This window comes from Pseudomonas fragariae (ex Marin et al. 2024), assembly GCF_059621105.1.
This window is the reverse complement of record NZ_CM184369.1, coordinates 1,299,885-1,319,454: the sequence shown is the minus strand read 5'-3', so window position 1 is coordinate 1,319,454 and position 19,570 is coordinate 1,299,885. Positions and strand designations below refer to the sequence as shown.

The window sequence follows — 19,570 nt, the reverse complement described above, 5'->3', positions numbered from 1 at the left end:
AATCTACCTGCGCACCTTATTAATGCGCTCAAAAAGAGCCCGCGCACACAAATGGAGCAGTCATGAGCGATTCCTTGATCATTGAACCTTCCAGCCCCGCCGACGCCTGCGTTATCTGGCTGCATGGATTGGGCGCCGACCGCTATGATTTTCTGCCGGTCGCCGAAGCGCTGCAGGAGTCGTTGCGCACCACCCGCTTCGTACTGCCTCAGGCACCGACACGTGCTGTGACCGTCAATGGCGGTTATGCAATACCCAGCTGGTATGACATCAAGTCCATGAGTTCAGAGGCCAGGGCCATTGACCATGATCAGATGGAAGCCTCGGCGCAGAAGGTGCTGGACCTGATCGAGCAGCAGCGCGACAGCGGCATCGACCCGGCACGAATCTTCCTGGCCGGCTTTTCCCAGGGTGGCGCGGTGGTCTTGCATGCCGGCTACCGCCGCTGGCAGGGTCCGTTGGGCGGCGTACTCGCGCTGTCCACTTATGCCCCTACATTCAGCAACGAGATGACCCTGTCAGCGAGTCAGCAACGCATCCCGGCCTACTGCCTGCACGGCAAGCACGACGCGGTGGTGCCTTATCCGATGGGTCGCGCCGTCTACGACCATCTCACCGCCCAGGGTGTAACCGTTGAATGGCAGGAATACCCAATGGAGCATCAAGTGTTACCGGAGGAAATTCGCGACATCGGCGTCTGGCTGGCTGAAAGGCTTCGCTGAAGCGCTCTGAACCCCTTGCGACGGACCGCTTTTGTAGCTCGCCATGGATGGCACTACGCCGAGCACGGTTCTTGCTTTACACTGCTCGGCGTACATTCCTTAACCAATTGATGAGATGACCGTGCTCAAAGCACTTAAAAAGATGTTCGGTAAGAGCGAGGCTGAGCAGCCTGCGCCTACTCCGATAACCTCTATTCCCGCCTCTCCCGCTGCCACAGGCGACACACCGGATCATGCTGTCCAGACTCAGGCTCTGGACACGACCAGCGAGCCCTCCAAAGCCAGAGCGCCGCGCACCGACAAGCGAAGGGCCGAGCGCCCGCGCCGCGAACGCGTAGCCAAACCGCCCGTCCCGGAATGGAAACTCGAGGATTTCGTCGTCGAACCCCAGGAAGGCAAGACCCGCTTCCATGACTTCAACCTCGCGCCTGAACTGATGCACGCGATTCAGGACCTGGGCTTCCCGTACTGCACACCGATCCAGGCGGGCGTACTGGGCTTCACCCTCAAGGGCAAGGATGCGATCGGACGCGCCCAGACCGGCACCGGCAAGACCGCGGCGTTTCTGATCTCGATCATCGAGCAACTGACCCAGACGCCGCCGCCTGCAGAACGCTACATGGGTGAGCCGCGCGCGCTGATCATCGCTCCGACCCGCGAGCTGGTGGTACAGATCGCCAAAGACGCCGCCGACCTGACCAAGTACACCAACCTGAACGTCATGACCTTCGTCGGTGGCATGGACTTCGACAAGCAGCTCAAACAACTCGAAGCGCGCCACTGCGACATCCTGGTCGCCACGCCAGGCCGCCTGCTGGACTTCAACCAGCGCGGCGAAGTGCATCTGGATATGGTCGAAGTGATGGTCCTCGACGAAGCCGATCGCATGCTGGACATGGGCTTTATCCCGCAGGTACGCCAGATCATTCGTCAGACGCCGCACAAGGGTGAGCGCCAGACCCTGCTGTTCTCCGCGACCTTCACCGAAGACGTGATGAACCTCGCCAAGCAGTGGACGACGGACCCTTCCATCGTCGAGATCGAATCGTTGAATGTTGCCAGCGACAACGTCGAACAGCATATCTATGCCGTCGCCGGTGCCGACAAGTACAAGCTGCTCTACAACCTGGTGACCGACAACGGTTGGGAACGGGTCATGGTCTTCGCCAACCGCAAGGACGAAGTCCGACGCATCGAAGAGCGCCTGGTGCGCGATGGCGTGAACGCGGCGCAGCTGTCAGGCGATGTGCCTCAGCACAAGCGCATCAAAACCCTTGAAGGCTTCCGCGAAGGCAAGATCCGCGTGCTGGTCGCCACCGATGTGGCCGGTCGCGGCATTCACATCGACGGCATCAGTCACGTGATCAACTTCACCCTGCCCGAAGTGCCGGACGATTACGTGCACCGCATCGGCCGTACCGGTCGCGCTGGCGCCGATGGCGTGTCGATCAGCTTTGCCGGTGAGGATGACTCTTACCAGTTGCCCGCCATCGAGGAAAAACTGGGCCGCAAGATCAGTTGCGAGACACCGCCGACTCATCTGCTCAGGGCTGTGGTGCGCAGCAACGCCTGATGCTTACTTCCAGCGATCAGCCGCTTGGTGATCGCTGTGACGACCTTCGACCCAGCGCGTGCCTTCTGACGTGTTTTCACGCTTCCAGAACGGCGCGCGGGTCTTGAGGTAATCCATGACGAAATCACAGGCTTCGAACGCCGCCTGACGGTGCGCGCTGGCAACGCCGACGAATACGATCGGCTCGCCGGGCTCCAGCGCGCCAACCCGATGCAGTACGTCAACGCGCAGCAACGGCCAGCGCTGTTCGGCCTCGGTAACGATTTTTGCCAGTGCCTTTTCGGTCATCCCCGGATAGTGCTCGAGAAACATGCCGCACACTTCACGCCCTTCATTGAAATCCCGAACATAGCCGACAAAACTGACCACCGCGCCGATGCCCAGATTCGCGGCATGCAGCGCGTTGACTTCAGTGCCGGGGTCGAAAGCCTCTGCCTGGACACGAACGCTCATCATCAACCTCCGGTCACGGGCGGAAAGAACGCGACTTCATCGCCATCGGCCAATGGTTCGGTCGGCTTGCACAGCTCCTGGTTGCGAGCACACATCAGGTTCTGTTCGGCAAGCACTTGCCAGACCTCGCCGCGCTGCAGCAGCGTCTGGCGCAATGCGTCCAGCGTGGCGAACTCGCCTTCAACGGACTCGCTGTCCAGGCCCAGGACTTCACGGTAACGGGCAAAATACTGAACCTGAACCTTCATGAGGAAACCTGTGCCTGGTCGGCAATGAAGTGACCGCTCTTGCCGCCCAGCTTTTCCAGCAGCCGAACCGACTCGATGACCATGCCGCGGTCCACCGCCTTGCACATGTCGTAAATGGTCAGCGCGGCAACACTGGCAGCCGTCAGGGCTTCCATTTCCACACCGGTCTGCCCGGCCAGCTTGCAGCTCGCAGTGATGCGCACGGCATCATCACCCTCAGCGGCGAGGTGCACCTTGATGCTGGTGAGCATCAACGGATGGCAAAGCGGGATCAGATCGCTGGTTTTCTTCGCCGCCTGAATGCCGGCGATTCGCGCGACGGCAAACACGTCACCCTTGGGATGACCACCGCTGACGATCATTTGCAGCGTCGTCGGCAGCATGCGTACGAAAGCTTCGGCCACCGCCTCTCGGGACGTCACGGCTTTATCCGTGACATCGACCATATTGGCGCGACCCTGGGAATCGAGATGAGTGAGCACAACGTTACTCCTTGGCAGAAGCAAGAAGTGTGGCAGCTGCAAGCTGCAAGCTGCAAGCTGCAAGCTGCAAGCTGCAAGCTGCAAGCTACAAGCTACAAGCTACACGCGAGGGACCCACTTACACCGTAGTTCCCCACTTGCAGCTTGCAGCTTGCCACTTAAAGCTGCTTTTCAGCTAAAGATGACTCTCCGCGTATTCGGCCAGTATCGAGCGTGGCACGCCTTGCAGGGTGATGTGCACGCCGTTCGGGAAGTCCTTGAAGCGCTCCGTCAGGTAGGTCAGCCCGGAACTGGTGGCCGACAGGTAAGGGGTGTCGATCTGCGCCAGGTTGCCCAGGCAGACCACTTTGGAACCGGCGCCGGCACGGGTGATGATGGTTTTCATCTGGTGCGGGGTCAGGTTCTGGCATTCATCGATCAGAATCAGGCTTTGCTGGAAGCTGCGACCTCGAATGTAGTTGAGGGATTTGAACTGCAACGGCACCTTGCTGAGGATGTAGTCGACACTGCCATGGGTGTTTTCGTCATCCATGTGCAACGCTTCGAGGTTATCGGTGATCGCGCCAAGCCATGGCTCCATCTTCTCCGCCTCGGTGCCGGGCAGGAAACCGATTTCCTGATCCAGACCCTGAACGCTGCGGGTGGCGATGATGCGCCGATAGCGCTTGGTGACCATGGTCTGCTCGATGGCAGCGGCCAGGGCCAGAATGGTTTTACCCGAGCCAGCAGCGCCTGACAGGTTGACCAGATGAATATCCGGGTCGAGCAGCGCGAACAGCGCCAGCCCCTGATAGATGTCGCGTGGCTTCAGCCCCCAGGCCTCCTGATGCAGCAAAGGCTCCTGGTGCATGTCGAGAATCAGCAGTTCGTCGTTCTTGACGCCCTTGATCCAGCCTACGAAGCCCTGCTCATCGACAATAAACTCGTTGATATGAACCGCCGGCAGCATTTCAGTGAGCTGCACGCGGTGCCAGGTACGGCCGCGCTCCTGACGGGTGTCGACCTTGCTGACGCGGTCCCAGAACGAACCGGTCATGTCATGGTAGCCACGCGACAACAGTGAAACGTCATCGACCAATTGGTCGGTGCTGTAATCCTCGGCAGCAATGCCGCAAGCGCGCGCCTTGAGGCGCATGTTGATGTCTTTGGTCACCAGCACGACGCTCAAGTCCTTGTTGCGCGCGTGCAGGTCAATCAATTGGTTGATGATGATGTTGTCGTTCAGGTGCTCGGGCAGCAGGCTGTTGGGTTCCTCGCGTTTGCTCATCAAAATCGACAGGTAGCCCTTGAGCACGCCTGTACCACGGTCGATGGGCACGCCCTTCTCGACTTCCTCCGGCGAAGCTTCGCCCAGGGTCTTGTCGATCAGGCGGATGGCCTGGCGGCATTCGGCAGCAACCGAATGTTTACCGGCCTTGAGTTTGTCCAGTTCCTCCAGAACCGTCATGGGGATGGCGACGTGGTGTTCTTCGAAGTTCAGCAATGCGTTTGGATCATGAATCAATACGTTGGTATCGAGCACGTAAAGGATTGGCTGGTTGGTGGAAGGGGTGCGTCCGTGGTCATCCATACTCGCTCACCTTTGTAGAAGCCGGGCGACGCAGAACCACGACAGTACTGCGCCACGAAAAGGCCGCCGGATTCTCCCCTTCAGGCAGGGCAGAAATGTCGCTCAAGGTGGGTCTTGGAAGACGCCACCTGTGTTGCAGGTTTCGGCGGTCTGTATTCGTAATACAGCAAAAGGGATGACAGAAAAAAGCTCTTTGACAGTTTTTTGAAGTTTATTTCACAGCCTGACGAATAGGGCTTGGCGGACGTACCCGGCACGTTTAAAGTCGGAAGTCCGCCCACGCCGAATCTGCCTTCATTCCCCTTCCGGCGCAGCCTCTTCACTGCTCTGCAGCCCTTGTTCCTCGGGCGCTTCAGAGATATTCCGGCAATCGTCCCAGATCAACTCGCTTTGCGCGGTATTGGCCAGCAGCAATGGCAGCGCCGACTGCGCCTTGTTGGCCACGTCGTGGAATACCACCGTCCCTTTGCGCCAGAGCAGCATGAGGGTCAGTACACGGTCGCCCACCTGCTCTGCAGAAAGCCGTCCGGTGTCGTCTTCAGCATCGATATTCCACAATGACACGCGCAAATGCTCGGTGCGGAAGAAGTCGCCGCTGTCGGCACGTCGATGGCCATAAGGTGGGCGAAACAGCGGCACGAAGTTGTCCGGCAACACTTGCTGAACCAATGCCGCGCTGCGTCGCACCGAGTCCTGCCAGTCCAGCCACTGGCTGTGCGAGCGGTACTCCCAGCCCTGAATGCCCACACACTGCTGGCGATACAGCGCCTGCACACCTGCAACCGACGTGCTGTCGAGACGCTCCTGAAGGCTCTTGCCCAGCACAAAGAAAGTGGCGGTCATTTTCTGCTGGCGCATGAAGTCGGCCAGCCAGTCGGTGCCACCGTCGGCCGGGCTTGGGCCGCTTTCGAAGTTGAGCATGAACGTGCGATCCGGCATCTCGTCGCCACTCATCTCATCGGAGTTGTAACGCTCGATCTCGCTGCTGGTCTGCGGAAACAGGGCCGCCATGAACAGCAGCTCGTTCAGATAACGCTGGTGGAATGCGGCGCCGGGTCTGGCCCAATTGGCATAGAACGAATCGTTGGATACCTGATATTCCTCGGCGCGCTGTCGCAACTGGTCCATGTCCTCGACCAGCACACAGAAATTGGCGTCCTGCTCGCAGCTCTTTTGCGCGTTCTGGTAGTTCTCCAGCAAACGCAGCCACAGCCGATGACGAACCACGTTCAACGACGGCACGTTGACGAAGCGCAGGCCGAGGCGCTGCCTGAGGCCTTCCTCGTCGAGCTTTTCGCTGAGGTACAGCTCGTGGGCAAAGGCGAGGATCTCCGCACGCGATGCGACGTCGAACAACCCCGGCGTCTCGAGCCGCTCAGGCCAGACGCTGCGGTCAATGGTGGCAATGACCGGCGCTGCCGCCTGCGCCTGAAGCCAGAACAGACCTGCACACACTGCTAAAACGATACGCAAACCCGATGCCCTCTCGATCAACCATTAACGTCATGACCAGCGCGCCACTATAGCTGATATGTGCCTGGCTTCTTATGTCGGCGCGCATACAAAGCTGCAGGTCCTGCTGCCATCTCCGGCGGAGCGACCTCTATCGCCACCATAGCTGGAGTCGCAGGCTGTCAGCCCCTAGAATCCACGGACGATAAAAGGAGACGACTTCATGCTGATGGTGATTTCCCCGGCAAAAACCCTCGATTTCGAGACACCGCCCACGACCGGCCGCTTCACTCAGCCGCAGTACCTGGACCATTCCCAAGAGCTGATCGACCAGCTGCGTGAACTGACGCCGGCGCAGATCAGCGAACTGATGCACCTGTCCGACAAGCTGGCCGGATTGAACGCGGCGCGCTTTGGCAGCTGGAACCCGGACTTCACCCTCGACAACGCCAAGCAGGCACTGCTGGCCTTCAAGGGTGATGTCTACACGGGCCTGGAAGCGGAAACGCTGAGCGAAGCGCAGCTCGACTACGCGCAGGGGCACTTGCGCATGCTGTCGGGTCTGTACGGCCTGTTGCGCCCGCTGGACCTGATGCAGCCCTACCGCCTGGAAATGGGCACCCGACTGGCCAACGCTCGGGGCAAGGACCTCTACGCCTTCTGGGGCACGCGAATCAGCGAATGGCTGAATGAGGCGCTGGCTGACCAGGGCGACGACCTGCTGCTCAACCTGGCCTCTACCGAATACTTCTCTGCCGTCAAACGTTCGTCGCTCAAGGCGCGAATCATCGACACCGAGTTCAAGGACTTCAAGAACGGGCAGTACAAGATCATCAGCTTCTATGCGAAAAAGGCTCGCGGCATGATGAGCCGCTTCGTTATAGAAGAGCGCATCAACGATCCCGAAGCATTACAAGCGTTCGATGTACAGGGCTACCGTTACAACCGCGAACAGTCGACCCCCGACAAGTTGGTGTTTTTGCGCAACATCGCAGAAGACTAGAGGCTGTAACCGTCGTGTAACGGAGCGCTGTTACACGACCTGTCCTACGATCCAACACCAAATGCCAACTTCATGACGCCAGACAAACGTCAAGTTTTCGACTCTTAACTGGCGTGCAATTTTTTCCAAAAAAAAATTCCACTTTTTTAAGTAGTGGCATTTCAGATTTTTGCAGTAGTGGCACTTCAACTACCACCCCTCCAAACCCCTTATAATTCGAGGCTTTTAAGAAAAAAGCCATCACCTCGATACTGCGTGTGTCACAGAACGGATACACCAAAATTCGCAAATCAGGACGAGCGGCCAGGAACTAAATGCGAATTCGTACGCTCCTACATCCCGTAACAATTCTGGGCTGACGTGTAAGAGATCACTTACAGGTCGCCTTGGGAAACGGGAAGTTACCGACAAGGAAGCCAGGTCCACGTGACCCTGGTGTCAGGTACCAGAACTAAACTCACATCACTAGTTGATGTTGTAGACAGGCGAAGCGCCGGCCCGGTGCGACGCGCAGGATTCGAACAGGACGGCCCTGGCTAGCGCCAGAGGCAGTCTCACAGAGGTCCGCCGTCAATCGTCCAACAAGGAGTGGTTTACTGCATCCAAGGAGAGCAGGGCCCTGACCGAAAGGACAGGTTACTTGCCGCTTGCACTTAGTGTCATTTGAGTTCGCCTTACTTGTTTTGGGCACTCACTCATTAAATATGCCTGCGTTAGTTCTACGGCGTTGTTAGCCGTAAGGGATAGCGCGTGACATCTGCTGGCCAAAATTAATATCCAGCCAATCTATGGCGTGAAAAATCGAGGAGAATACGATGCGTATCAGCATATTTGGTTTGGGTTATGTCGGTGCAGTCTGTGCCGGTTGCCTGTCTGCCCGCGGTCACGAAGTAGTGGGTGTGGATATTTCCAGCACCAAGATCGACCTGATCAACAACGGCAAATCACCTATCGTTGAACCGGGTCTGGAAGAGCTGTTGCAGAAAGGTATCACTACCGGAAAACTGCGCGGCACTACAGACTTCGCCGAAGCCATTCGCGCCACCGATCTGTCGATGATCTGCGTCGGTACGCCGAGCAAGAAGAACGGCGATCTGGAACTGGATTACATTGAGTCGGTGTGCCGCGAAATCGGTTATGTCCTGCGTGACAAAGCCACCCGCCACACTATCGTGGTTCGCAGTACCGTACTGCCGGGCACTGTTGCCAACGTCGTTATCCCGATTCTGGAAGACTGCTCCGGCAAGAAAGCCGGTGTTGACTTCGGTGTCGCCGTCAACCCTGAGTTCCTGCGCGAAAGTACTGCGATCAAGGACTACGACCTGCCGCCAATGACCGTCATCGGCGAGTTCGACAAAGCGTCGGGCGACGTTCTGCAATCGCTGTACGAAGAACTCGATGCACCGATCATCCGCAAGGACATCGCCGTTGCCGAGATGATCAAGTACACCTGCAACGTGTGGCACGCCACCAAGGTTACTTTCGCCAACGAAATCGGCAACATTGCCAAGGCTGTCGGCGTCGATGGCCGTGAAGTGATGGACGTGGTCTGCCAGGACAAGGCGCTGAACCTGTCCCAGTACTACATGCGCCCTGGCTTCGCATTCGGCGGCTCGTGCCTGCCGAAAGACGTTCGCGCCCTGACCTACCGCGCCAGCAGCCTGGACGTTGAAGCCCCCCTGCTCAACTCGCTGATGCGCAGTAACACCTCGCAAGTGCAGAACGCGTTCGACATGGTTGCCAGCTACGACACCCGCAAGGTTGCACTGCTGGGTCTGAGCTTCAAGGCCGGCACTGACGATCTGCGTGAAAGCCCGCTGGTAGAGCTGGCCGAAATGCTGATCGGCAAGGGCTTCGAACTGAGCATCTTCGACAGCAACGTTGAATATGCACGCGTTCACGGTGCCAACAAGGACTACATCGAATCCAAGATTCCGCACGTTTCCTCGCTGCTGAACTCGGACTTCGACCAGGTCATCAATGACTCCGACGTCATTATCCTCGGCAACCGCGATGAGCGTTTCCGCGCCCTCGCCAACAAGACCCCTGAAGGCAAGCGCGTCATCGATCTGGTGGGCTTCATGGCCAACGCCACCAGCGAAGACGGTCGTGCCGAAGGTATCTGCTGGTAAATCAGCCGCAAGCCACAAGCGCCAGGCTCCAGGCCACAGGCTCAAGCAATGTGCTTGCAGCCTGGGGCTTGAGGCTCGCAACTGACTTAGGGATACGATTATGCAGAGGCTCAAGCACGGCCTGTTACAGGCCGCAGGTTGGCTGTTCTATTTAAGTTTACTCATGGGCCTTGCCGCGGCATTGCCTACCAGTATCTTCGACTCACAGTCGAAGAACTTTATATTCCTGATTGGCGCCGTTGGCATCTGGCGCTACTCGATGGGGATCACGCACTTCGTGCGCGGGATGATTTTCCTGTACATCGTCTACCCGCACTTGCGCCGCAAGGTTCGCAAGCTGGGCAGCGCAGCAGACCCGTCCCATGTGTTTCTGATGGTCACCAGCTTTCGTATCGACGCGCTGACCACCGCACAGGTCTACAACTCGGTTATCCGCGAAGCCATCGACTGCGGCCTGCCGACGACGATCGTCTGCTCGCTGGTGGAAATGTCCGATGAGCTGCTGGTCAAGAGCATGTGGGCCAAGTTCAATCCGCCGGAGCGCGTCAAGCTGGACTTCGTACGTATCCCGGGCACCGGCAAGCGCGATGGCCTGGCCTATGGCTTCCGTGCCATCTCGCGGCACTTGCCTGACAGCCGTGCCGTGGTTGCGGTGATCGACGGCGACACCGTGCTCAACGAAGGTGTGGTCGCCAAGACCGTACCGTGGTTCCAGCTGTTCGACAATGTCGGCGGCCTGACCACCAACGAGTTCTGTGAAGTGCGTGGCGGCTACATCATGAGCGAGTGGCACAAGCTGCGTTTCGCTCAGCGTCACATCAACATGTGCTCGATGGCCCTGTCCAAACGCGTGTTGACCATGACCGGTCGCATGTCGGTGTTCCGCGCAACCGTGGTAACCGACCCCGAGTTCATTGCCGACGTGGAAAGCGACTCGCTCAATCACTGGCGTCTGGGCACCTTCCGCTTCCTGACCGGCGACGACAAGTCCAGCTGGTTCAGCCTGATGCGCCTGGGTTACGACACGTTCTACGTGCCGGACGCAGCGATCAACACCGTGGAACACCCGCCCGAGAAGAGCTTCCTGAAGGCCAGCCGCAAGCTGATGTATCGCTGGTACGGCAACAACCTGCGTCAGAACTCGCGTGCACTGGGTCTGGGCGTACGTCGCCTGGGGATCTTCACCAGCATCGTGCTGTTTGACCAGCGTGTGTCGATGTGGACCTCCATTCTCGGTCTGACCGTCGCCCTGATCGCCAGCTTCAAGTATGGCGGCGCGTTCCTGCTGATGTATCTGCTGTGGATCGGCATGACCCGCCTGATCCTCACCCTGCTGCTGTCCCTCTCGGGACACAGGATCGGGCCTGCCTACCCGATCATTCTCTATTACAACCAGATCGTCGGTGCGCTGATGAAGATCTATGTCTTCTTCCGCCTGGACCGCCAGTCCTGGACTCGCCAGGACACCAAACTAAGCCGCGACATGGCCAGCTTTCAGGGCTGGTTCAACACGTGGTCGTCCCGAACCATGACTTTCTCGGCTGGCACCATCTTCGTCGCTGTGCTGTTGACGATGGTTTGACCGGGCCAACGGATTAATCGCTTAAATAGGAAAAATAGCCATGAATACAGCCGTGAATGCGAACGTCGTACATGAATCCGAAGCCCAGCGCCAACACGCGCGGATCAAGATCCCTGCCAAGCTGCGCCTGCTGAATGATCAGCCCAACGCGCCACTGGTACGTGTCGAAGACCTGTCGGCCGGTGGCCTGAGCTTCGTTGCTCCATCCGGGCAGAAATTCAGCGAAGGTCAGATCGTCAAGGGACGCCTGCAATTCATCATCGACAACCTTGGCCTGGCCATGGACGTCGATCTGCAAGTGCGCTCGATCGACAACGCCAGCAACCGCATCGGTTGCCAGTTCCAGAACCTGGAACCTCAGGACATCGCAACCCTGCGCCACCTGATCACCTCGCACCTGTCCGGCGAAGTCGTCACCCTGGGCGAAGTGCTGGCCACGCTGCAGCGCGACAACTTCACCAAGGCACGCAAGGTCAAGGGCAAGGACGGCGGCATGAGCGCCATGGGTCGCCTGCGCGCCGTAACGTTCAGCCTGGGCGTGTTCATTGTCGGTCTGGCCGCTTTCGGCTTCATCTTCAAGACAATCTATGGCCTGTACTTCGTCAGCCATGCATCGGCCGGCCTGGTCACCATTCCAAGCATGGACGTGACCATGCCGCGTGAAGGTACCGTGCAAAGCCTGGTCGCCCCGAACGGCGAAGCCGCCAAAGGCGCACCACTGGCGTCCTTCAACACCAGCATGCTGGAAATGCTCAAGGGCAGCCTGACCGGTGAAGACCTGCAGCCAGCCAAGATCGAAGAGCTGTATGGCAAGCAGATGAGCGGCACCATGACCAGCCCGTGCGATTGCGTCGTGGCTCGCCAACTGGTGGCCGACGGTCAGTTCGCGTCCAAGGGTCAGGTGATCTTCCAACTGGTGCCACGCAACGCGCCGGCCACGGTTGAAGCACGCTTCACCTATCGCCAGTTCAACGACGTCAAGCCAGGCACACGTGTCAGCTTCCAGATCGCTGGCGAAGACAAACTGCGCACCGGCCAGATCGTCAGCAGCACCAACCTGAGCGACGCCGACCTGTCTACCGACATCCGCGTGCAGATCAAGCCTGACGAAAGCCTGAGCAGCTCGCTTGCCGGTCGCCCTGTCGAAGTGGTCAGCGATCGCGGCCCGTCCGTGAACTGGCTGATCGATAAAGCCATGGCTGCGGGTCTGTAACCATGAACAGCCCACTACGACGCCTGTCGACCCCCACGCTATTGAGCCTCGCCGTCGCGCTCGGCCTGAGCGGCTGTGCCGGCCTGCCTGATCAACGCCTTGCCAATGAAGCCCTGAAAAACGGCGACACGGCATTGGCGGAGCAGAACTATCGGCAGCTGGCGGACCTGGGCTATAGCGACGCGCAAGTCGGCCTGGCCGATATTCAGGTCGCGACTCGCGACCCCGCTCAGCTCAAGCAGGCCGAGGCCACTTATCGTGCTGCAGCAGAGACGTCGCCTCGTGCGCAGTCGCGCCTGGGCCGTCTGCTGGCGGCCAAGCCCGATGCCACCGAAGCCGAACACCGCGAAGCCGAAGGCCTGCTGAAGAAGGCCTTCGCCAATGGCGAATCCGGCACGCTGATCCCGCTGGCCATGCTGTATCTGCAATACCCGCACACCTTCCCTGAAGTGAATGCGCAGCAGAAGATCAGCGAGTGGCGCGCCGCCGGTTATCCGGAAGCAGGTCTGGCTCAGGTGCTGCTGTATCGCACCCAGGGCACTTATGCTCAACACCTCGACGAGGTCGAGAGCATCTGCAAACAGGCACTGTCGGCCACGGATATCTGCTACGTCGAACTGGCCACTGTCTACCAGACACGCGGCCAGGCCGAGCAACGCACGGCCTTGATCGAAAAGCTCAAGAGCGAATACGCCGCTGGCCGCGTCAATGCACAACGAGTGGACAGCGTCGCGCGCGTACTGGGTGACTCCACCATCGGTACGCCGGACGAAAAGACCGCTCAGCAATTGCTGGAAAGCGTTGCGCCGGGCTACCCGATCTCATGGGTCACGCTGGCCAAACTGCTTTACGACTTCCCCGAACTGGGCGACGTCAACAAGATGATGGAATACCTGAACAACGGCCGCGCGGCGGACCAGCCACGCGCAGAGCTGCTGCTCGGACGCCTGTACTACGAGGGAAAATGGGTCACGCCCGATGCCGTCAAGGCCGAGGAGCACCTGAAGAAAGCCACCGCAACGGAAATCTCTGCCCATTACTACCTGGGTCAGATCTACCGTCGCGGCTACCTGGGCCAGGTCTACTCGCAAAAAGCCGTGGACGAGCTGCTGACCGCCGCCCGTGGTGGCCAGAACAGCGCCGACTTCGCCCTTGCGCAGCTGTTCTCGCAGGGCAAGGGCACTATGCCCGACCCGGTCAACGCCTGGGTGTTCGCGCAACTGGCGCTGGCCAGTCAGACCCCGCAAGCGACCGAGCTTGCCGAGGCCCTCAACACACAACTGCCGCCTGAAAAGCTCGCCACCGCCAAAGACCTGTTGGCACGCGAGCAAAAAGTCCGGGGCGCTACTGCCACTCAGAACGCGATGGCATTGCAGGCCCTGCAAGAAGAAAAAGACGGTGAGGAAGCATTATGAAGTTGAATCCCCTGATGGCCGCCGGCATGGGCCTTGGCTTCACCCTGTTGTGGGCCTGCCCGACGCTGGCAGCGCTGACCGAACAACCGCAGAATTTCGGTATCGAAATCAAAGCCACGGCGCAGGCCGAGGATGATCGCGATCTGGGCACCCGTTCGGGCGGCGACGTCAACGGTGTGGGCCTGGACCTGCGTCCCTGGGTCTATGGCGAGCGCGGCGACTGGAGCGGTTACGCGATGGGCCAGGTGGTCACCGCCACCGACATCATTCAGACCGACCCGCTGGAGCAGAGCAACAGCGACGGCAGCGGCACCCAGACTTCGCGTGGCACTGCCAGCGAGCGCGAAGCCGACAAGACCTACGCGGCACTGCGTGAGTTCTGGATCGGCTACAGCGGTTTCACACCCTACCCTGGCGAGATCCTGAAAGTCGGTCGTCAGCGTCTGCGCAACGACGACGGTCAATGGCACGACACCAACATCGAGGCCATCAACTGGTCGTTCGATACCACACTGTTGCGCGCTGAACTGGGTGCTGCCCAGCGTTTCAGCGAATACCGCACCGACCTGACCGAACTGGCACCTGACGACGAAGATCGCAAGCACTTGTTCGGCTCGGTCAGCTATCAGTGGACACCGGGCAACTGGGCCGGTATCCGCGCTCACCACAGTGCTGACGACGGCAAGCTCAAGTCGCAGGGCCAGGTGCTGGATGATCTGGACAAGACCTCCAATGGCGATCTGACCTGGGTCGGCCTGCAGGCTGACAGCGATGCCTACAACTATCGCAGCAACACCAATCAGCTCAACTACTGGGGCAGCCTGACCTGGCTGAACGGAACGCGCGACGAAATCGGCGTGACCTCTGCTCCCAACGACCAGTTCATCGCCGGCGAAAAGAACAGCCGTGACATGAATGGCTGGGCCACCGACCTGGGCCTGCGCCTGCGCCTGGACCCGCAATGGCAAGTCGGCGCCGCCTACTCGCGCGCCAGCAAGGACTACGTCCAGAACGGTCTGGAAAGTAACCGCTCCAACTGGACCGGCACGCGTTCGCGCATCCATCGCTTCGGCGAGGCCTTCCAGGGCGAAATGGCCAACGTGGAAACCGGCTCGCTGTTCGCTTCGTGGCAGATGAACGAGGAATACGACGCATCGCTGATCTACCACAAGTTCCGTCGCGTGGACGGCAACACCGGTATCGGCGGCTCGGGCATCAACGCGGTGAACGACAACCAGGACGGTACGTTCAGCTCGCTGCCACTGGAAGACGGCAGCAAGGACCTGGGTCAGGAAATGGACCTGGTCGTGACCAAGTACTTCAAGCAAGGCCTGCTGCCGGCTTCGCTGAGCCAGTCGTTCGATGAACCTTCGGCACTGGTGCGCCTGCGCGCAGGTGTCTTCAAGCCAGGCGACGCGTATCAGAACAACGTGGACAGCTACATGCACCGCGCTGTTGTCGACGTCATCTGGCGCTTCTGATGCGAACCGCCAAAGGAGTGCCAGAGATGAACAGTCATACAAGCAACGGGCGCAGCCGGCACTGGCCGCACGCCCTGCTCGAAAGCGCACTGCTGACCAGCGCCCTGCTGCTGGCCAGCGGTGTGGCGCTGGCCAACGCGCCTGTCGTACCCGACACACAGAAGGCGGTGGTCAAGGAGCTGCACCAGGCCAAGACCTACACCATCACCAGCCCGCCCACCGCGCCGCTGGAAATGGCCAAGCCGGTACTGCCCGACCTCAAGGGCTATACCGCTGAAGCGGCGCTGAAAAAGATCGTGCGCAACAAGCCGGGCAAGGTCACTGTTTCGCGGATGATGGAAGAAACCGGCCTGAAGGAATTCATCGGCGGTGACAACAAGATGGCCGAATGGGTCAACCGTCAGCGCGGTATCCCCCAGGCCATCATGATTTCCGACGGCTACGTGAACCTGCAGGACCTGGCCAGGAAGGTGCCCAAGCAGTTCCTCAACGAAGTCTCGCCAGGTGTCTACGTGGCGCGCCTGCCGATCCTGATCAAGGAAACCGGGACCTTCGAGATCGACAGCAAGACCAAGGAATTGCGTCTGTCTCAGGAAAAGGGCTCGTTCATCGTCAGTGAAGGCAAGATGCTGATCACTCACACCCAGGTCAACGCCTGGAGTGAAACCCGCAACAGCCTGGCGACCTATCGCAAGCCTGACGAGTTTCGCCCGTTCCTGCTGACCTGGGGTGGCTCGGAAACCTGGATCGCCAACACCAAAATGGCGAGCCTGGGCTACGACCAGAGCAAGTCCTACGGCATCAGTATTTCCCAGTACACGCCCAACACCGCGAAGGTGCTCAAGCGTCCCGAACCGACCGGCTGGATCATCGATTCAGAATTCTCGGACATGTGGTACGGCTTCTACTGCTATGAAACCCGCGACTTCGTGGTCAAGGGCAACACCTACCGCGACAACATCATTTACGGCATTGACCCGCACGACCGTTCGCACGGTCTGATCATCGCCGAAAACGACGTTTACGGGACCAAGAAGAAGCACGGCATCATCATTTCCCGGGAAGTGGACAACAGCTTCATCTTCCGCAACAAGAGCCACAACAACAAATTGTCCGGCGTGGTTCTGGACCGTAACAGCGTCGGCAACATCGTCGCCTACAACGAGATTTACCAGAACCACACCGACGGCATCACCCTGTACGAAAGCGGCAACAACCTGCTGTGGGGCAATCGCGTGATCGCCAACCGCCGCCACGGTATCCGCGTACGTAACAGTGTGAACATCAAGCTGTACGAGAACGTCGCCATGGGCAACGGCCTGATGGGCGTTTACGGCCACATCAAGGACTTGAGCGACACCGACCGCGACATCGAGCTTGACCCGTTCGACGCTCAGGTATCGCTGATCATGGTTGGCGGCGAACTGTCCAGCAATGGCTCCGGCCCGCTGTCCATCGACTCGCCACTGAGTGTCGAGCTGTATCGCGTCTCGATGCTGATGCCTACCAAAGAAGTCGGCATCAGCCTCAACGGCGTCCTCGGTGAGCGCCAGGACGAAATCCTCGACCTGCTGGTACGCCAGAAAAAAGCCGTATTGATCGACCCCGTCGAAAGCCAGACCGAGCTGCGGGAATGAGGAAGGGTATTGTTATGCACGCACATCTGATCAAGCTGTTGAGCCTGTCCAGCCTCACCGCCGCCTTGATGGCCGCCGCGGGTGTCGCTCGGGCAGACGACTCGCAAGCGCCGACGTTCAAGGCCGAGCCTTGCTGCTCGCTGTGCCCGGCCGCGCATGACGCGAAAAACTACACCACGCGCTATCAGCAGAACTTCACCACGCTGGTCCAGGCTCAGGGCGACTGGCTGTTCCGGACTCAGGAAGACCTGCGCACCGAGTTCGATACCACGCCTGCCGGCTATCGCCGCATGAAAGAACTGCACGATGCGTTCAAGAGCAAAGGCGTCGAACTGGTCGTGGTTTATCAGCCAACCCGTGGTCTGGTGGATCGCAACAAATTGTTCCCGGCCGAACGCGACAAGTTCGACTACGACAAGGCGCTGAAAAACTATCAGGCCATGCTCGGCCGCTTCAGCAAGATGGGCTACTGGGTGCCTGACCTGTCGCCGTTGACCAACGAGCAGCAGGCGCATGATTTCTACTTCCGCGGTGACCAGCACTGGACGCCGTATGGCGCGCAGCGTACGGCGAAGATCGTTGCCGAAACCGTGAAGAAAGTTCCGGGTTATAGCGACATCCCCAAGCGTGAGTTCGAAAGCCATATTTCCGGGCGCATGGGCAAGACGGGCACTTTGCACAATATGGCGGGTCAATTGTGCGGCACCAGCTACGCGATCCAGTACATGGACCAGTTCACCACCGAGCCCAAGGGTGAGGCGGGCGACGGCGACCTGTTCGGCGATTCCGGTAACCCGGAAATCACCCTGGTCGGTACCAGCCACAGCGGCAAGAACTACAACTTCGCTGGCTTCCTCCAGGAATACATGGGCGCTGACGTGTTGAACGTGGCGTTCCCTGGTGGTGGCCTGGAAGGTTCGATGCTCCAGTACCTGGGCAGTGAAGACTTCCAGAAGCGTCCGCCGAAAATTCTCATCTGGGAATTCTCGCCGCTGTATCGCCTGGATCAGGAGACCATCTATCGCCAGATGATGTCGCTGCTGGACAACGGCTGTGAAGGCAAGCCTGCCGTGATGAGCGCCAGCACCACCCTCAAGCCGGGCACCAACGAAGTGTTGGTCAACGGCAAGAATGGCATCAAGGACATTCGCAACGGCAGCAATCAGATCGACATCAAGTTTGACGACACCTCGGTGAAAGTCCTTCAGGCCAGGCTCTGGTACATGAACGGTCGCCACGAGGATCTGAAAATCGAGAAACCGGAAACGTCAGACACCGATGGACGCTTCGCCTTTGAATTGCGCGAGGATGAGGATTGGGCCAACCAGCAACTGCTGGCGCTGGAAATCCAGGGACCGGAAGCAGGCACGGCACCACAAAAAGTCGAAGCCAAAGTATGCAAACGCAACGTGTTCCCGAGCGCTGCGACACACACCGCTCAAGCCGGACTATGAGGTGACTTATGCAGACTCCTAAACTGATACGCCCTACCCTGCTGTCGATGGCAATCCTGTCATCGATGGCCTGGGCCACGGGCGCATCCGCCGCACTGGTTCCACCCAAGGGCTATGACGCCCCGATCGAAAAAATCAAGACTGGCGATCACAACTTCAGTTGTGAAGCCATTCCAAAGCCCTACACCGACAAGCTGGTGTTCCGCAGCAAGTACGAGGGTTCGGACAAGGCACGCGCAACGCTCAATGCGGTATCCGAAGAAGCGTTCCGTGATGCGACCAAGGACATCACCACCCTTGAGCGTGGCGTCAGCAAAGTCGTGATGCAGTACATGCGCGACGGTCGTCCGGAACAACTCGATTGCGCGCTGAACATGATGACCACCTGGGCCAAGGCCGATGCGCTGGAGTCGCGCGAGTTCAACCACACCGGTAAATCCATGCGCAAATGGGCTCTGGGCAGCATGTCCTCCGCCTACCTGCGCCTGAAGTTCTCCGAGTCGCACCCGCTCGCCAATCGTCAGCAGGACGCGAAGATCATCGAAGCCTGGTTCAGCAAGCTGGCCGATCAGGTGGTCAGCGACTGGAGCAATCTGCCGCTGGACAAGATCAACAACCACTCGTACTGGGCTGCCTGGTCAGTGATGGCAACCGCTGTCGCCACCAATCGTCAGGACCTGTTCGACTGGGCCGTGAAGGAATACAAGGTCGCTGCCAATCAAGTGGACAAGGACGGTTTCCTGCCCAACGAGATGAAGCGTCGTCAGCGTGCACTGTCGTATCACAACTACGCATTGCCACCGCTCGCGATGATTGCCAGCTTCGCCCAGGCCAACGGCGTGGACCTGCGTCCGGAAAACAATGGCGCCCTGAAGCGTCTGGGTGACCGGGTTCTGGCCGGCGTCAAAGACCCTTCGATATTCGCTGAACACAACGGCGAGAAACAAGACATGACGGACCTGAAGAAAGATCCGAAATTCGCCTGGCTCGAACCGTACTGCTCGCTCTACACCTGCAGCCCGGATGTGCTGGAAGAGAAACACGAAAAGCAGCCGTTCAAGACGTTCCGCCTGGGCGGTGACCTGACCAAGGTCTACGACCCCTCGCACGAGAAAGGCGACAAGGGCGATAACGACGGTTCGTGATTCACAGA

The 19,570-nt window shown here is 59.2% G+C and carries 16 protein-coding genes; 11 read left to right on the top strand and 5 right to left on the bottom strand.

Annotation, left to right across the window (positions count from 1 at the left end; all coding sequences use genetic code 11):
* Positions 1 to 62: 62 nt before the first annotated feature.
* On the top strand, positions 63 to 722 hold the full coding sequence (locus AC54XV_RS05970; RefSeq protein WP_011266805.1) for an alpha/beta hydrolase: 660 nt from the start codon (positions 63 to 65) through the stop codon (positions 720 to 722).
* A 115-nt stretch (positions 723 to 837) separates the two neighbouring features.
* Positions 838 to 2,295: an ATP-dependent RNA helicase RhlB gene (rhlB, locus tag AC54XV_RS05965; protein ID WP_496718129.1), complete on the top strand. Its 1,458-nt coding sequence runs from the start codon at positions 838 to 840 to the stop codon at positions 2,293 to 2,295.
* 3 nt (positions 2,296 to 2,298) lie between these two features.
* On the opposite strand, the gene moaE is transcribed toward rhlB, so the two are convergent.
* The 5 genes from moaE to AC54XV_RS05940 all read right to left on the bottom strand — a co-directional run bounded on the left by moaE (position 2,299) and on the right by AC54XV_RS05940 (position 6,521).
* Positions 2,299 to 2,748, bottom strand: coding sequence for a molybdopterin synthase catalytic subunit MoaE (moaE, locus tag AC54XV_RS05960; RefSeq protein ID WP_004406744.1), 450 nt, complete (start codon positions 2,746 to 2,748; stop codon positions 2,299 to 2,301).
* A gap of 2 nt (positions 2,749 to 2,750) precedes the next feature.
* Positions 2,751 to 2,996 (bottom strand): molybdopterin converting factor subunit 1, encoded by a 246-nt coding sequence (gene moaD / locus AC54XV_RS05955; RefSeq protein ID WP_004406746.1) that lies wholly within the window; start codon positions 2,994 to 2,996, stop codon positions 2,751 to 2,753.
* Positions 2,993 to 3,478, bottom strand: a complete 486-nt coding sequence (gene moaC, locus AC54XV_RS05950) for a cyclic pyranopterin monophosphate synthase MoaC (RefSeq protein WP_003341741.1) — start codon at positions 3,476 to 3,478, stop codon at positions 2,993 to 2,995. Before moaC ends, moaD begins: the two co-directional genes overlap by 4 nt.
* A gap of 175 nt (positions 3,479 to 3,653) precedes the next feature.
* Positions 3,654 to 5,048 (bottom strand): PhoH family protein, encoded by a 1,395-nt coding sequence (locus tag AC54XV_RS05945; protein ID WP_003365383.1) that lies wholly within the window; start codon positions 5,046 to 5,048, stop codon positions 3,654 to 3,656.
* Between the two features lie 294 nt (positions 5,049 to 5,342).
* On the bottom strand, positions 5,343 to 6,521 hold the full coding sequence (locus tag AC54XV_RS05940) for a polysaccharide deacetylase family protein (protein WP_496718126.1): 1,179 nt from the start codon (positions 6,519 to 6,521) through the stop codon (positions 5,343 to 5,345).
* 202 nt (positions 6,522 to 6,723) lie between these two features.
* On the opposite strand from AC54XV_RS05940, the gene yaaA reads away from it, so the two are divergent.
* The 9 genes from yaaA to AC54XV_RS05895 all read left to right on the top strand — a co-directional run bounded on the left by yaaA (position 6,724) and on the right by AC54XV_RS05895 (position 19,562).
* Entirely contained in the window at positions 6,724 to 7,503 is a 780-nt protein-coding gene (gene yaaA / locus AC54XV_RS05935; RefSeq protein WP_011266801.1) for a peroxide stress protein YaaA, read from the top strand.
* 815 nt (positions 7,504 to 8,318) lie between these two features.
* Complete coding sequence (locus AC54XV_RS05930; RefSeq protein WP_024661232.1) at positions 8,319 to 9,635, top strand: nucleotide sugar dehydrogenase; 1,317 nt, start codon at positions 8,319 to 8,321, stop codon at positions 9,633 to 9,635.
* Positions 9,636 to 9,735: 100 nt separating this feature from the next.
* Positions 9,736 to 11,217, top strand: a complete 1,482-nt coding sequence (gene alg8, locus AC54XV_RS05925) for a mannuronan synthase (protein ID WP_002552255.1) — start codon at positions 9,736 to 9,738, stop codon at positions 11,215 to 11,217.
* Between the two features lie 40 nt (positions 11,218 to 11,257).
* Entirely contained in the window at positions 11,258 to 12,430 is a 1,173-nt protein-coding gene (locus AC54XV_RS05920) for an alginate biosynthesis protein Alg44 (protein ID WP_011266799.1), read from the top strand.
* A 2-nt stretch (positions 12,431 to 12,432) separates the two neighbouring features.
* On the top strand, positions 12,433 to 13,845 hold the full coding sequence (gene algK, locus AC54XV_RS05915; protein ID WP_011266798.1) for an alginate biosynthesis TPR repeat lipoprotein AlgK: 1,413 nt from the start codon (positions 12,433 to 12,435) through the stop codon (positions 13,843 to 13,845).
* Positions 13,842 to 15,326, top strand: a complete 1,485-nt coding sequence (locus AC54XV_RS05910; RefSeq protein ID WP_104723971.1) for an alginate export family protein — start codon at positions 13,842 to 13,844, stop codon at positions 15,324 to 15,326. Before algK ends, AC54XV_RS05910 begins: the two co-directional genes overlap by 4 nt.
* A gap of 26 nt (positions 15,327 to 15,352) precedes the next feature.
* Positions 15,353 to 16,963 carry a mannuronan 5-epimerase AlgG gene (gene algG / locus AC54XV_RS05905; protein WP_277249618.1) on the top strand — a complete coding sequence of 537 codons (1,611 nt, stop codon included), beginning with the start codon at positions 15,353 to 15,355 and terminating at the stop codon, positions 16,961 to 16,963.
* 14 nt (positions 16,964 to 16,977) lie between these two features.
* Positions 16,978 to 18,417, top strand: a complete 1,440-nt coding sequence (locus tag AC54XV_RS05900; RefSeq protein WP_003408874.1) for an alginate O-acetyltransferase AlgX-related protein — start codon at positions 16,978 to 16,980, stop codon at positions 18,415 to 18,417.
* 8 nt (positions 18,418 to 18,425) lie between these two features.
* Entirely contained in the window at positions 18,426 to 19,562 is a 1,137-nt protein-coding gene (locus AC54XV_RS05895) for a mannuronate-specific alginate lyase (protein WP_024643138.1), read from the top strand.
* Positions 19,563 to 19,570 lie beyond the last annotated feature (8 nt).